At 67.9% G+C, this 12,866-nt stretch carries 14 protein-coding genes; 11 read left to right on the forward strand and 3 right to left on the reverse strand.

What is annotated here, in order from left to right; translation table 11 throughout:
* Positions 1–14: 14 nt before the first annotated feature.
* Positions 15–992, reverse strand: coding sequence for an aldo/keto reductase (locus ACFWFP_RS07935; RefSeq protein ID WP_379295103.1), 978 nt, complete (start codon positions 990–992; stop codon positions 15–17).
* Between the two features lie 228 nt (positions 993–1,220).
* On the opposite strand from ACFWFP_RS07935, the gene ACFWFP_RS07940 reads away from it, so the two are divergent.
* The 8 genes from ACFWFP_RS07940 to ACFWFP_RS07975 all read left to right on the forward strand — a co-directional run bounded on the left by ACFWFP_RS07940 (position 1,221) and on the right by ACFWFP_RS07975 (position 7,231).
* Positions 1,221–2,162, forward strand: coding sequence for an undecaprenyl-diphosphate phosphatase (locus ACFWFP_RS07940; protein WP_379293951.1), 942 nt, complete (start codon positions 1,221–1,223; stop codon positions 2,160–2,162).
* A 32-nt stretch (positions 2,163–2,194) separates the two neighbouring features.
* Positions 2,195–2,911, forward strand: coding sequence for a histidine phosphatase family protein (locus ACFWFP_RS07945; protein WP_379293952.1), 717 nt, complete (start codon positions 2,195–2,197; stop codon positions 2,909–2,911).
* A 49-nt stretch (positions 2,912–2,960) separates the two neighbouring features.
* Entirely contained in the window at positions 2,961–3,548 is a 588-nt protein-coding gene (locus ACFWFP_RS07950; RefSeq protein ID WP_056820470.1) for a DUF3090 domain-containing protein, read from the forward strand.
* Between the two features lie 6 nt (positions 3,549–3,554).
* Positions 3,555–4,352 (forward strand): SCO1664 family protein, encoded by a 798-nt coding sequence (locus ACFWFP_RS07955; protein ID WP_379293953.1) that lies wholly within the window; start codon positions 3,555–3,557, stop codon positions 4,350–4,352.
* A gap of 240 nt (positions 4,353–4,592) precedes the next feature.
* Complete coding sequence (locus ACFWFP_RS07960) at positions 4,593–5,801, forward strand: alanine--tRNA ligase-related protein (RefSeq protein WP_379293954.1); 1,209 nt, start codon at positions 4,593–4,595, stop codon at positions 5,799–5,801.
* Positions 5,798–6,163, forward strand: a complete 366-nt coding sequence (locus ACFWFP_RS07965; RefSeq protein WP_379293955.1) for a DUF4345 domain-containing protein — start codon at positions 5,798–5,800, stop codon at positions 6,161–6,163. Before ACFWFP_RS07960 ends, ACFWFP_RS07965 begins: the two co-directional genes overlap by 4 nt.
* A 136-nt stretch (positions 6,164–6,299) precedes the next feature.
* Positions 6,300–6,851 (forward strand): dihydrofolate reductase family protein, encoded by a 552-nt coding sequence (locus tag ACFWFP_RS07970; RefSeq protein WP_379293956.1) that lies wholly within the window; start codon positions 6,300–6,302, stop codon positions 6,849–6,851.
* A gap of 122 nt (positions 6,852–6,973) precedes the next feature.
* Positions 6,974–7,231 carry a hypothetical protein gene (locus ACFWFP_RS07975; RefSeq protein ID WP_379293957.1) on the forward strand — a complete coding sequence of 86 codons (258 nt, stop codon included), beginning with the start codon at positions 6,974–6,976 and terminating at the stop codon, positions 7,229–7,231.
* A 51-nt stretch (positions 7,232–7,282) separates the two neighbouring features.
* On the opposite strand, the gene ACFWFP_RS07980 is transcribed toward ACFWFP_RS07975, so the two are convergent.
* On the reverse strand, positions 7,283–8,122 hold the full coding sequence (locus tag ACFWFP_RS07980) for an alpha/beta fold hydrolase (protein WP_379293958.1): 840 nt from the start codon (positions 8,120–8,122) through the stop codon (positions 7,283–7,285).
* Positions 8,119–8,541: a helix-turn-helix domain-containing protein gene (locus ACFWFP_RS07985; RefSeq protein ID WP_379293959.1), complete on the reverse strand. Its 423-nt coding sequence runs from the start codon at positions 8,539–8,541 to the stop codon at positions 8,119–8,121. The genes ACFWFP_RS07980 and ACFWFP_RS07985 overlap by 4 nt, the downstream gene beginning before the upstream one ends.
* A gap of 295 nt (positions 8,542–8,836) precedes the next feature.
* Here ACFWFP_RS07985 and mshC point away from each other — a divergent pair, with 295 nt between their 5' ends.
* The 3 genes from mshC (at position 8,837) to ACFWFP_RS08000 (ending at position 12,737) form a co-directional block, all read left to right on the forward strand.
* Positions 8,837–10,075 (forward strand): cysteine--1-D-myo-inosityl 2-amino-2-deoxy-alpha-D-glucopyranoside ligase, encoded by a 1,239-nt coding sequence (gene mshC / locus ACFWFP_RS07990; protein ID WP_379293960.1) that lies wholly within the window; start codon positions 8,837–8,839, stop codon positions 10,073–10,075.
* On the forward strand, positions 10,062–10,187 hold the full coding sequence (locus tag ACFWFP_RS07995) for a hypothetical protein (protein WP_379293961.1): 126 nt from the start codon (positions 10,062–10,064) through the stop codon (positions 10,185–10,187). Before mshC ends, ACFWFP_RS07995 begins: the two co-directional genes overlap by 14 nt.
* Before the next feature lie 96 nt (positions 10,188–10,283).
* Positions 10,284–12,737 (forward strand): heavy metal translocating P-type ATPase, encoded by a 2,454-nt coding sequence (locus tag ACFWFP_RS08000; protein WP_379293962.1) that lies wholly within the window; start codon positions 10,284–10,286, stop codon positions 12,735–12,737.
* Positions 12,738–12,866: the final 129 nt, after the last annotated feature.

Here is a 12,866-nt window from a genome sequence, read left to right on the forward strand (position 1 = left end):
GGTAAGGCTAGCCATCATTCGGAACGGGCGCTCACATCGTCCAGTGCCGCGGCGATCGCTCGCGGCAACTCGAGGGTTTCGGCGGCCAGCACACCGGTGAGCTGACCGATATCGCGGGCACCCACGATCATGCTCGCGATCCCCGGTCGATCACGGATCCAGGCCAGCGCCACCGCCAGCGGCGACGTGCCCAGCCCGTCGGCGGCCGTGACCAGCGCGTCGACCACCCTGGTCGCGCGGTCGTCGTCGAGCCTGCGCCGGATCTCGGCCGCGGTCGCCTCGTCGGCACCCCGCGAATCCGCGGGGACACCGTCGCGATACTTGCCGGTCAGGATTCCACCCGCCAGCGGCGCCGACGCGATGGTGCCGACCCCGTGGTGGCGGGCGGCGGGAATCACATCGTTCTCGGTGCCCCGCGCGAGCAGCGAGTACGGCGTCTGCGCGGCGCTGATCGGCGCGATCGCGGCCAGACTCGCCAACTGCCACGCCGCGAAGCCACGCACTCCCGCGTACCGGGTGCGGCCGGTCCGCACCGCGGTCTCCAGGGTCGCCGCGACCTCATCGAGGGGGGTGTAGGGATCCCAGGCGGCGATGCTCCAGATGTCGAGATGGTCGGTGCCCAGTTCGAGCAGGGTCCGATCGAGCTGTTTGAGCAGAGTGCGTCGCGACGCGTCGACCACCGGGCCCACCGCCGCGGGTGCGGGCACCGAGTCGCCCACTCCGGCGCCCGGCGCGTGCAACACCACCCCCGCACTGCCGCTGAGCACCAATTCGTCACGCGACACCAGGTCGCCGAGCAGGTCCGCCAGGATCCGCTGCGCCGCTCCTTCGCCGTAGACGGGCGAGATGTCGACGAGCGTGCCACCGGCCTCGGTGAACGCCGCCAACTGCACCGATGCCTCATCGGCATCGGTATGAGTTCCCCAGGTATGTGTCGCCAACCCGATTCGCGACACCCGAAGTCCGCTGCGTCCCACCGTTCGCTGTTCCATCACCGCGCCCGCGCATTCGTCACGGCGACAGCCTAATGCGCGCACCACCGCGGCCTCGCTCGGCGACCCGTGCCACGGCGCGGCAGAACCCGATCTCGGCGACGGGCGGGCGGCGACCGGGAGCGACGACGGGTAGGGTCGCTGCGAGATCGTGGCCGTCATGGCCGGTTGTGAAGCAAAAGCCCAGGAGGACGCCGTCTTTCGGGCGCGAGTCAGCAGGAGGACGTGTTGGGCGAGTCGATGACCTGGTTCCAGGCATTGGTACTCGGATTGGTGCAGGGGCTCACCGAGTTCTTGCCGATCTCCTCCTCCGGACACCTTCGGATCGTCTCGGGCGTGTTCTTCGGCGACGACGCGGGTGCCTCGTTCACCGCTGTCACCCAACTCGGCACCGAACTCGCGGTCCTGGTCTACTTCGCCAAAGACATCTGGCGCATCCTCGTCGCCTGGTTCACCACCCTCGGCATGCGGTGGCGGGAACGCTCGCAGCGCGAGGTCGCGGTCGGCGACCGGGTGACCACCAAACTGCCGGTGATGGACCGCAGCGCCCGCGACGCTCATGAACGCGACACCCAGCGCGAACTCGACTACCGCATCGGCTGGTACGTGATCATCGCCACGATCCCGATCGGTGTGCTGGGGTATCTGTTCAAGGACGAGATCCGCACCGGTGCCCGCAATCTGTGGCTGGTGTCGTTCATGCTGATCGCTTTCGCCCTCGTGATCGCCGCCGGTGAGTACTTCGGCAAGAAGGAACGCCCCATCGAACAGCTCACCACCCGCGACGGCATCATCATGGGCTTGGCTCAGTGCCTCGCGCTGATCCCGGGCGTCTCGCGCTCCGGGGCCACCTCCACCGCGGGCCTGTTCCTGGGTTTGAAGCGAGAGGCGGCTGTGCGGTTCTCCTTCCTGCTGGCGATCCCCGCCGTGACCGCGTCCGGCCTGTTCAGCCTGCCTGACGCGTTCGAACCGGCAGGCGAGGGACTCAATGCCAGTGGACCGCAGTTGCTGGTCGCTACCGTGCTGGCGTTCTTCGTCGGGTACGCCTCGGTGGCCTGGCTTTTGAAGTTCGTCAGCAAGCATTCGTTCTACTGGTTCGTCGGATATCGGATCATCGTCGGCCTCGCTGTGATGGCCCTGCTGGCCGCCGGCGTCGTCTCCGCCACCTGATCCCGACCCCGACCCATGGTTAGGCTGGTCCCATGACGGTGATCCTGCTCCGGCACGGAGTGTCCACCTCCAACACCGCGCGTACCCTCGCGGGCCGCGCTCCCGGTGTCGAACTCACCGAGCGCGGCACCGAACAGGCCGCCGCGGTGGCCGACCGGCTCGCGATGCTGCCGATCGAACACATCGCCAGCTCACCGCTGCTGCGCTGTCAGCGCACCGTGGCGCCGCTGGCCGAGAAACTCGGCCTCGAACCCGAGCACGACGAACGCCTCATCGAGGTCGACTACGGCGACTGGACCGGGCGCCCGATCGCCGAACTGCTCACCGAACCGCTGTGGCGGGTCGTGCAGGGACACGCGTCGGGCGCGGTGTTCCCCGGTGGGGAAGGGCTGGCCCAGGTCCAGCAGCGCGCGGTCGCCGCGATCCGCGATATCGAACGCACCCTGGCGCAGAAGGCGGGCCGGGATGTGCTGTGGGTGGCGTGCGCCCACGGCGACGTCATCAAATCGATCCTGGCCGACGCGCTCGGCCTGCACCTGGACAGTTTTCAGCGGATCGCGGTGGAACCGGCCTCGATCAGCGTTGTCCGCTACGGCACGCACGGGCCGTCGGTGTGGAAGTTCAACGACACCGGCGCCGATCTTTCCGCACTGGCCGCGGCCGCACCGACGACACCGGCACCCGGTGGGGAGGTGCCTACGGCCACGAACGCGGATAATGGGAATGCGGGGCACCGCGATTCTCCTTAGAGGAGTGTGTTCGTGAGTGTCGATCAGGGTCACGTATCAGGAGGTGCATGTGTCACGCGCAATCCATGTATTTCGCACCCCCGACCGTTTCGTCGCCGGGACCGTCGGTGAACCGGGCGATCGTTCGTTCTACCTGCAGGCCGTGCAGGAGCCGCTGGTGGTGAGTGTGCTGCTGGAGAAGCAGCAGGTGAAAGTACTCGCCGACCGGATGGGTCTGCTGCTCGACGAGGTAGCGCGCCGCTTCGGCGCCGAGGTACCACCCGAAGGTGAGGACGTGCGCGATGTCGCGCCGCTGGTCACCCCCATCGACACCGAATTCCGGGTCGGCACCATGGGTCTGGGCTGGGATTCCGACGCCAACGCCGTGGTGGTCGAGTTGCTCGCGATCACCGAGACCGAGGTCGACGAATCGGTGGTGCTCGACGACACCGACGAAGGCCCCGACGCGGTGCGCGTGTTCCTGACCCCCATCCAGGCACGGGAGTTCGCGTTGCGGTCGGCGCGGGTGATCGCGGCAGGCCGTCCACCGTGCCCGCTGTGCGGGGAACCGCTGTCCTCGCGTGGGCACATGTGTGTGCGCACCAACGGGTACAAACGCGGCGAGATCTTCGGCGCCGCCGAGCTCGAAGAGGAGTGACCTCCAGTGCCGGTGCTCACCGAAGGTGACCTCGACATCGTCGGCCGGATCGGCGTCGCCAGCAACCTCACGCTGGTGTGTGAGATCGCCGCACCCGAACCCGACGGTGCCCCGTTGCGGGTGGTGTACAAACCGGTGCGTGGTGAACGGCCGCTGTGGGACTTTCCCGACGGCACCCTCGCGGGCCGCGAAGTCGCGTCGTATCTGATCTCCGAACACCTCGGCTGGGGTGTGATCCCCGAGACGGTGCTGCGCGAGGGGCCGTTGGGGCCGGGCATGGTGCAGCGCTGGGTTACCTCGGTCGACAACCGCACCGATGCCCGCCAGCGCCTCGACCTGGTCGATCTGTGCACGCCGGGAACCGTGCCCGAGGGATTCTGCGAAGTGCTGCGCGCGCTCGACGAACAGGGCAACGAGGTCTCGCTCATCCATGCCGACGATCCGCGCCTGCAACGGATGGCGGTGCTGGATCTGTTGCTCAACAACGCCGATCGCAAAGGCGGGCACGCGCTGGAAGGTGTCGACGGGCAGGTCTACGGCGTCGACCACGGCATCTGCCTGCACGCCGAACCGAAACTGCGCACCGTGCTGTGGGGCTGGGCGGGGCGGCCGGTGCACGAGTCGCTGATCCCCGACATCACCACCTTCGCCGCGAATCTGCCCGGCGCCGTTGCCGATTCGCTGGCCACCCACATCACCGACGCCGAGATCACCGCCCTGAACGAACGGGCGAAGGCGTTGCTGGACCACCCGGTGATGCCGATCCCCAACTCCTCGCGCCCGATCCCCTGGCCCGCTTTCTGACAGCAGGTCCGGGCCCGAAAATCGATCGTGCTCCGCCCGGCCCGGTTGCTACAGTGCAGCCATGAAGGTCGATTCACGAATCGCTGCCGCGACCGCACGAGCTCTGCGCTCGCCGGTCGCTGCCGCCTGACCTTCTCTCCCACGCCGGCGACCGGAAACGGTCCGCTGGCGTGCGTCGATCTTGTCGCCGTTCGTCATGGTGTCCGCTTCCGGTCGATTCACCTCGATGGAGCACCCACCATGATCACCACCGACCAGACCGTTCAGACCTTCCTCGACTACTTCCGCGAACGCGGGCACCACCTCACACCGGGCGGATCACTCATCCCGCCGCCGGGGGATCCGGTGCTGTTCACCAGTTCCGGGATGCATCCGCTGACCCCGTACCTGATGGGTCGGCCCCACCCGCACGGCCGGCGTCTCACCGGCTTACAGCGATGCTTGCGCACCACCGATCTCGACGAGGTCGGCGACGACACTCATCTCACCGTCTTCGAGATGCTCGGGTCGTGGTCACTCGGCGACTACAGCGGTTCGCAGAGCCTGCGGTGGGGCGTGGAACTGCTGCGCGACGGCTTCGGCATCGACCCGAACCGGATGCACGTCACGGTGTTCGGCGGTGACGACCACGTCGAGCCCGACCACGAGTCGTGGCGCACCTGGGACGAGCTGGGTCTACCGGTCGAACCGACCACCGACGAGAACTGGTGGTCCAACGGCCCGACCGGACTGTGCGGGCCCGACTCCGAGATCTTCGTCTGGACCGGACACGACACGCCGCAGGGCACGCCGACGACCGATGATCGGTGGGTGGAGGTGTGGAATCACGTCATGATGCGCTACCTCCGCCATCCCGACGGCAGCCTCGAACCGATGCGACGACCCTGCGTCGACACCGGTCTGGGGCTGGAACGGCTGGTGCGAATCCTGCGGAACACACCGTCCGTCTTCGAGATCGACCTGTTCCAGCCCTGGCTGAGCACCCTGCCCCGAATCTGGGGACCGCTCGACGGCCGGTCGGTGCGAGTGCTGTCGGACCATCTGCGATCGAGCATCGTCATCCTCGGCGACCGGGTCACGCCGTCGCCGTCCGGTCGTGGTCACATCCTGCGGCGTTTGATCCGCCGCACCCTCACCACGTTGTGGCGAGACGACCCGACCCGCACCCTGGCGGACCTGCCGATCGAGTTGGTGGACCATACCCTCGGGCACTTCCGGCAATCCGAGCGATCCCAGGACGTGCGCACCATCCTGGTCGAGGAAGAACACAAATTCGATCGGCTGCTCCAGCGCGGGCGAAAGGTTCTGTCCCACCGCCGTTTCGGTGGTCCTATGACCGACGGTGATTACCATTACCTGCACGATACCCACGGCCTGCCCCGCGACCTCGTGGTGTATCTGACCACGGAAGCCGGTGCGCGGGGACGCGTGATCGAGGGGAGCCGATGAGAACTGTCGTGCTGTGTGTTGTCGCGGTGCTGTTCGTGGGGATGGGGCTGTACGCGCTGGCCGCTCCCGCCGCACTGGCCCGCCCGTTCGGCATGTCGGTGCCGACGGCGGTGAGCCGGGCGGAGATTCGCGCGGTGTACGGCGGTTTCGGCCTGGCCGTTGCCGGAGTGTTGTTCTGGTCGGCGTTCGGTACCGATGATCTGCGATCCGGGGCAGCGCTGACCGTGGGGTTCGCGCTGGCCGGGATGGCGGGTGGCCGGATCGTCTCGCGACTGGTCGACAGCGGGACCCGCTTCTATCCGAACTGGTTCTACTGCCTGGTCGAACTCGTGGGCGCCGCGCTCGTGCTCGGTGTCGCCTGATACTCGGCGCAGCGTGCTGATTCCCGCGCGCACGACCCGCGAACGCGAATCCCCCGACGAGTCCTGTTCTCCCGTAGTTTCCGAGATATCAGCTGAGATCCGATGAGTTTCGAACGCGAAGGAGGTCTACACGGTCATGAGGAAACTGATCTACGGATTCGGCGTGTCGCTGGACGGTTACGTCAACGACCGCGACGGCAAAATCGACTGGACCGATCCCGACGACGAGCTGCACCAGTTCCACAACGACAGGTTCCGCAGTCTCGAGGTCGCGTTGAACGGTCGTCGGCTCTATGAGCTGATGGCCGACTACTGGCCGCACGTGCCCGAGGACGCACCGCCCATCCAGCGCGAGTTCGGCGAGCTCTGGACCGGCACACCCAAGGTCGTCTTCTCCCGCACGCTCACCGAAGTCCACTGGAACAGCACCCTGGTCAGCGAGAACGCGGTCGAGGAGGTCCGCAAGATCAAGGCCGGCGGTGACGGGGTCATGGAGGTCGGTGGCGCGAGCCTCGCGTCGGCGCTGATGCCACACGGGCTCATCGACGAGTACCAGGTCTTCGTCTCGCCCGTGGTGCTCGGTGGCGGCACCCCGATGTTCCCGGCACTGGACCAGCGGATCACGCTGCGATTGGCCGAAACACGGCGCTTCGAGACGGCGGTGCTGCTGCGCTATCTGGTCGACTGAGGTCGGATCACCGCGGCTGCGGCCGCCGTTTCTGGCGGGGGCCAAGGCTCTGTTGCCTGGTCAGCGCCGGTGCTAGTGTGCTCCAAGCACTTTCGTTGTCCCCGTGAGATCTGAGGAAACCTATGTCGACCCGTTCTGTTGTTACCGCCTCCGCTGCCGCGTTGCTGCTCACCGGTGCCGCCGCCGCTGTTGCCGCGCCCGCGCAGGCGTTTCCCGCCGGGTGGTGGGCCGAGAAGACCTACGTGTGTTCCTCCACCAACCAGGCCGGTGCGCCGCTGCCCGACGTGACGGTGAAGGCCGGCAACGAGGTTGGTGCGGCGTACTACGCGACCCAGCAGCTCGGCCCGGACGCGGCGCAGATGCAGTGCCGCGAACTGTGATGTGATCATGTTCGGTGTCGCCGCGCGTCGGGGAGCGGTGGCACCGAAGTCTCATCCCGCGTGGGCGAGCACGAATTCGTTGACCGCGGCAGTCTGATTCAGGAGTGCGTGGCCGACTCCGGGCAGTAGCCGCACCTCGCCCCGAGCGAAGGTGCGGGCGCGTTCGGCGGTGCGTGCGGAGTCGAACAGGGCGTCACGTTCGCCGACGATTATCAGGACCGGGATGTCCACTTCGCGTAGTTGTTCGTCGCGGAAAATGGGCAGCTTTCCGGGGCGGGGCGAGAAATGGGTGAACGTCAGTTCGATGTCATCGATGATCGGATCCGCTTGTGGCCCATCCACACCGAGGCCGAGGCGGGCCATGTCACGCACGCTGTGCCTGCCGATCATCCGCAGGCCGATCGCCTTCACGAGCCAGCCGTAGCGGTGCTTGCCCAGCCCGCCCGGGCACAGCAGAACCAATGTTGTGACCCGACCCGGCCTTCGCAGTACGTAATCGAGTGCGGTCCACCCGCCAAGTGACATACCGACCAGCGCCACGGTGTCGAGGCCGAGTCCGTCGATCACCTCGTCGAGCCAGCTCGCGGTCGCGTCGCTGTCCAAAACCAGCCGGGTGGGGACGCTGAATCCCGGTTCGCCGGGCAGATCCACCGCATACACGCGGAAATTTCTCGACCAGTCCGCGATGTCGGCGCGCCAGGCGCTCGCGTTGGCTCCTGAGCCGTGCAGCACGACCAGCGGCGGTGCGTCCACCGGTCCCGAGACCACGACGAACGTCGCGCCGATGCCGGTGTCGATTCGCCGTTCCTCGCGGGGGACCGGCCACGCGTCGAGATGTTCGCGGTAGCGCTGTTCGACGAGCCGTCGGCCTTCGTCGGACTTGTAGATCATGAGCGCAGGATTCCGTCCAGGTAGTCGAGCAGGCGGGAACTGTCGGCCAGGCTGCCGAGCAGGATCACTTTCAGGCGGCGCCGGGCCGGGTCGTAGCTGGTTTCCACGCGCATCCGCTGACCCCTCCCGCCTCGGGTTCCGGCAGTGGTGGTGAGCAGGGTGGTGATCCGGTCGACGGTGGCGCGGTCGATGTCGTCGATCTCGACGATGCACGAGGACTCGGCATGTCGACGCGACACCGTCTGCGGTGTGGAGATAGGCAGACCGGTGAACGTCTCGAGGTCTTCGTGGGTGATGCGGTACTGCTTGCCGATGCGCGCGGCAGGGAGTTTGCCGTCGCGCACATAGCTGCGCACGGTGCGGACATGGAGTCCGAGCAGTTCGGCGACCTGCTCCACCGAATACAGACGATCTGTCATGAAACTACCGTAAACGAATGTACTGATAGGGATCAATAGGGATGTCCAGTGCATTATGGACTGTGACAATGATCGCGATGGCAACCGTTCGCCCCGGTGGGACCGCACACTGGGCACGACACGCCCGAATCGCCCCGCTACCCCCGTGACCAGCGGATCTGCTCGAGTGCAAATCTTGACGCGGGCGCCCGGACACGTTTGTGTGCAGGTAGCGGGCCGTGCCGCGACGCCGCGAGCAACCCCATGGGCCGGGCCGCGGGCCGAGCACCCCGACAGGGGCTCTACCCTCGAAGGCATGCAGTCCTGGTCCGATATCGCCCTGCCGACAGTCCCCGGAACAGGGCCGCCGTTGCGTTTGTACGACACCGCCGACCGTCAGATCCGCCCGGTCACCCCCGGCGAGACCGCGAAGATGTACGTCTGCGGCATCACGCCCTATGACGCCACCCACCTCGGTCACGCCGCCACCTACCTGACGTTCGACCTGGTCAACCGGATCTGGCGCGACGCGGGCCACGACGTGCACTACGTGCAGAACGTCACCGACGTCGACGACCCGCTGTTCGAGCGCGCCGACCGTGACGGCATCGACTGGCGTGATCTCGGCAGCCGCGAAATCGACCTGTTCCGCGAGGACATGGCCGCCCTGCAGGTGCTGCCCCCGCGCCACTACATCGGCGCCATCGAATCGGTGGAGGAGGTGGTGGAGCTGGTGCAGAAGCTACTCGCCGCCGGCGCCGCCTACATCGTCGACGATGCCGAGTACCCCGACATCTACTTCCGCACCGACGCCACCGAGCAGTTCGGCTACGAATCCGGCTACGACCGCGCCACCATGGAGACGCTGTTCGCCGAACGTGGCGGCGACCCGGACCGACCGGGCAAGCGCGACACCATCGACGCCCTGCTGTGGCGAGCCGAACGCCCCGGCGAACCGTCATGGGAGGCCCCTTTCGGCGCGGGCAGGCCAGGCTGGCACATCGAGTGTGCGGCGATCGCGCTCAACCGCGTCGGCGCCGAGTTCGACATCCAGGGCGGCGGCTCGGACCTGATGTACCCCCACCACGAGTACTCCGCCGCGCACGCCGAGGCGATCACCGGCGCCCGCCGCTTCGCCCGCCACTACGTGCACGCCGGTCTGATCGGCCTGGACGGCGAGAAGATGTCGAAATCCCGGGGCAACCTCGTCCTCGTGTCGAAGCTGCGCCGCGCCGGCGTCGACCCCGCCGCGATCCGCCTCGGCCTGCTCTCCGGCCACTACCGATCCGACCGCATGTGGACCGATGAGGTGCTCACCGCCGCGCAGCGCCGCCTCGACCGCTGGCGTGAAGCCGTGTCGCTGTCCTCGGGTCCCTCGGCCACCGACACCGTCGCCCGGCTGCGTCAGCACCTGGCCGACGACCTCGACACCCCGAAGGCCCTCGACGCGATCGACAACTGGGCCGAACAGGCCATCGCCTACGGCGGCACCGACACCGAGGCCCCCGCCCTGGTCCGCACCGCCGTCGACGCGCTCCTGGGTGTCAGCCTCTGATCGGATCGCGGCGCTGCGGCTGATCCTGCGCCCGAGAATCACCGCCGCCGCGGCCGTCACCGGGGTACCTGCGCCCCCTGAGATCGCGGGCGGCCGGCCGTTGCTGCGGTGACCTGCGCCGACCTGTGACCAGCCGCCGGTAGAGTCGCCGGGAAGTGAGGCGCGGGGCGCTGTCGCGTTGTGCGCACAACCGGCGACAGGAGCGGCGATGCCCGACCCGCAGGATCAACCGGCCTCCGCCACGACCGTCCTGCACGTGGGCGGGCAGCTGCGCGCCAGTTCCCACGGGGTACTCACCAACGGGTTGCGCCACCGCCCCGGCGTGCTCGCCGTCGACCCGAACCCGGTCGCCCAAACCGCCACGGTCACTTACGATCCCACCCGAACATCGGTCGCCGACCTGCGCACCTGGATCCGCGACTGTGGCTATCACTGCGCGGGGCGCTCCGTCCCGACCCACGTCTGCGACCCGACGAGCGAGCCGACCACTCGTACACGGCCCGTCACGCACGGTGCCGAATCCACCCTCTCACCCGAGCAGTCCACCGATTCCGTGGTCGGCCACGCGCCACCTGCCATGCCACCCCCTGACGAGACCTCCAGTCATCGCGCGCCCACGCATGATCAGCCGGAAGCCGCGCAGGGTGATGGGCACACGCACGGCGGGCACGCGTCGATGTCGATGGACGACATGGCTCGCGACATGCGGAACCGGTTCCTCGTCGCGCTGGTCTTCTCCACTGCGGTGATGCTCTGGTCGCCGATGGCCACCCACATGCTCGGCCTGCATCTACCCGTCCCGTTCGGGATGCGCGCCGACATCTGGATGTTGATCCTGAGCGTGCCGGTGATCTTCTACTCCTCCACCATCTTCTTCACCGGGGCACGGGCGGCGTTGAAGGCCCACACCCTCGACATGATGGTGCTGGTCTCCGTGGGTATCGGGACGGGATGGCTGTATTCGCTGTATGTGACGTTCACCGGCGGCGGCGAGGTGTTCTACGAGGCCTCCACGATGCTGGCGACGTTCGTGCTGCTGGGCCACTGGTTCGAGATGCGGGCGCGCAGCGGGGCAGGCGACGCGGTGACGAGTCTGCTGGATCTGTCGCCCCCGAAAGCCGTTGTGCTGCGCGACGGTCAGGAAGTGCGGGTGCCGACCGCCGACGTGCGGGTGGGCGAGGTGCTGCTGGTGCGGCCCGGCGCGAAGATCGCCGTCGACGGCACCGTGCTGGACGGGTCGAGCGAGGTCGACGAGTCGATGGTGACCGGTGAGAGCATGCCGGTGCCCAAGCAGCCGGGTTCGGCGGTGATCGGCGCGACCATCAACACCACCGGCAGCCTGCGGGTGCAGGCCACCAAGGTCGGGTCCGACACCGCCTTGGCCAAGATCGTCGAATTGGTGCAACAGGCACAGAATTCGAAGGCCCCGGGGCAGCGGCTGGCCGATCGGGCGGCGTTCTGGCTCACCCTGGTCGCCCTGCTGGGCAGCCTGACCACACTGGCGGTGTGGTTGCTCGTGGGGGCGTCGCTGAGCAAGGCGCTGCTGTTCGCGATCACCGTGGTGGTGGTGACCTGTCCGGACGCGCTCGGTCTGGCGACGCCAACGGCGATCATGGTCGGCACCGGTCTCGGCGCCAAACGCGGTGTGCTGTTCAAGAACGCGACGGCGCTGGAGGACGCGGCGCGCATCGATGTGGTGGTGCTGGACAAGACCGGCACCCTCACCAAGGGCGCACCCGAAGTCACCGACGTGATCACCGCGCCCGGCGTGGACAGCGACCGGGTACTGGCGTTGGTCGCGGCGGTGGAACTCGAATCCGAGCACCCGCTCGCCGAGGCCATCGTCGACTACGCGAAAGCCCATGGTGCGCCGACCCTTCCGGCCACCGATTTCCAGAATGTGGCCGGCCGCGGCGCGACGGCCACTGTCGACGGGCAGCACGTGATCGTGGGCAACCGCAGACTGCTCGACGCCGACCACATCGAGCTGGGCGAGCTGGCGAAACACCGTGACGAACTGGCTGCCTCGGGCCACACCGCCGTCCTGGTCGCCGTCGACGGCCACGCGCACGCGGTGATCGCGCTGGCCGACGCCCCACGCCCGACCTCCGCCGACGCGGTGCGGGCACTGCACGAACTCGGTGTCGGCGTGGTCATGCTGACCGGTGACAACACAGGCACCGCCGAACGCATCGCCCACGACCTCGGCATCGACACCGTGATCGCCGATGTCCTGCCCAAGGACAAGGCCGACCGGATCGCCGATCTGCAACGCACCGGCAAGAAGGTCGCGATGGTCGGCGACGGTGTGAACGACGCGCCCGCCCTGGCCCGCGCCGACCTCGGTATCGCCATCGGCGCGGGCACCGACGTCGCCATCCAGACCGCCGACGTGGTGCTCATGCGCTCGGATCCGTACGCGGTGCCGACGGCCCTGCGCATCGGCCGCGGCACCGTCCACAAGGAACACCAGAACCTGGGTTGGGCAGTCGGTTACAACGGCATCGCCCTGCCCATCGCGGCCGGTGTCTTCGCCCCATGGGGTCTGACCATGCGCCCGGAGATCGCCGCGATGGCGATGTCGGGGTCGAGCCTGATCGTCGCCCTCAACGCCTTACACCTCAAACGCCTGTCGCTGCCTACCGCACCACGGCACAAATGAGGGCCGACCGCAGACACACGTGGCTCGCGGTGGCGTGGACGGGCACCGCCGCGCCGGTTGCCCGCAGTGTGCTGCGCTTATACTGTGGGCCACAGCGCAGCTGACCTGCCGTCGATCGGAGAGCGTCAC

The organism is Nocardia sp. NPDC060249 (genome assembly GCF_042728755.1).
Lineage (GTDB): Bacteria > Actinomycetota > Actinomycetes > Mycobacteriales > Mycobacteriaceae > Nocardia.

Bases quoted from the DNA above. Each gene is read 5' to 3' on its own strand.
- ACFWFP_RS07960 (WP_379293954.1), top strand. From the start codon at position 4,593: ATGATCACCACCGACCAGACCGTTCAGACCTTCCTCGACTACTTCCGC.
- ACFWFP_RS07970 (WP_379293956.1), top strand. From the start codon at position 6,300: ATGAGGAAACTGATCTACGGATTCGGCGTGTCGCTGGACGGTTACGTC.
- ACFWFP_RS07975 (WP_379293957.1), top strand. From the start codon at position 6,974: ATGTCGACCCGTTCTGTTGTTACCGCCTCCGCTGCCGCGTTGCTGCTC.
- ACFWFP_RS07980 (WP_379293958.1), bottom strand. From the start codon at position 8,122: ATGATCTACAAGTCCGACGAAGGCCGACGGCTCGTCGAACAGCGCTAC.
- ACFWFP_RS07985 (WP_379293959.1), bottom strand. From the start codon at position 8,541: ATGACAGATCGTCTGTATTCGGTGGAGCAGGTCGCCGAACTGCTCGGA.
- ACFWFP_RS07965 (WP_379293955.1), top strand. From the start codon at position 5,798: ATGAGAACTGTCGTGCTGTGTGTTGTCGCGGTGCTGTTCGTGGGGATG.
- ACFWFP_RS07945 (WP_379293952.1), top strand. From the start codon at position 2,195: ATGACGGTGATCCTGCTCCGGCACGGAGTGTCCACCTCCAACACCGCG.
- ACFWFP_RS07935 (WP_379295103.1), bottom strand. From the start codon at position 992: ATGGAACAGCGAACGGTGGGACGCAGCGGACTTCGGGTGTCGCGAATC.
- ACFWFP_RS08000 (WP_379293962.1), top strand. From the start codon at position 10,284: ATGCCCGACCCGCAGGATCAACCGGCCTCCGCCACGACCGTCCTGCAC.
- mshC (WP_379293960.1), top strand. From the start codon at position 8,837: ATGCAGTCCTGGTCCGATATCGCCCTGCCGACAGTCCCCGGAACAGGG.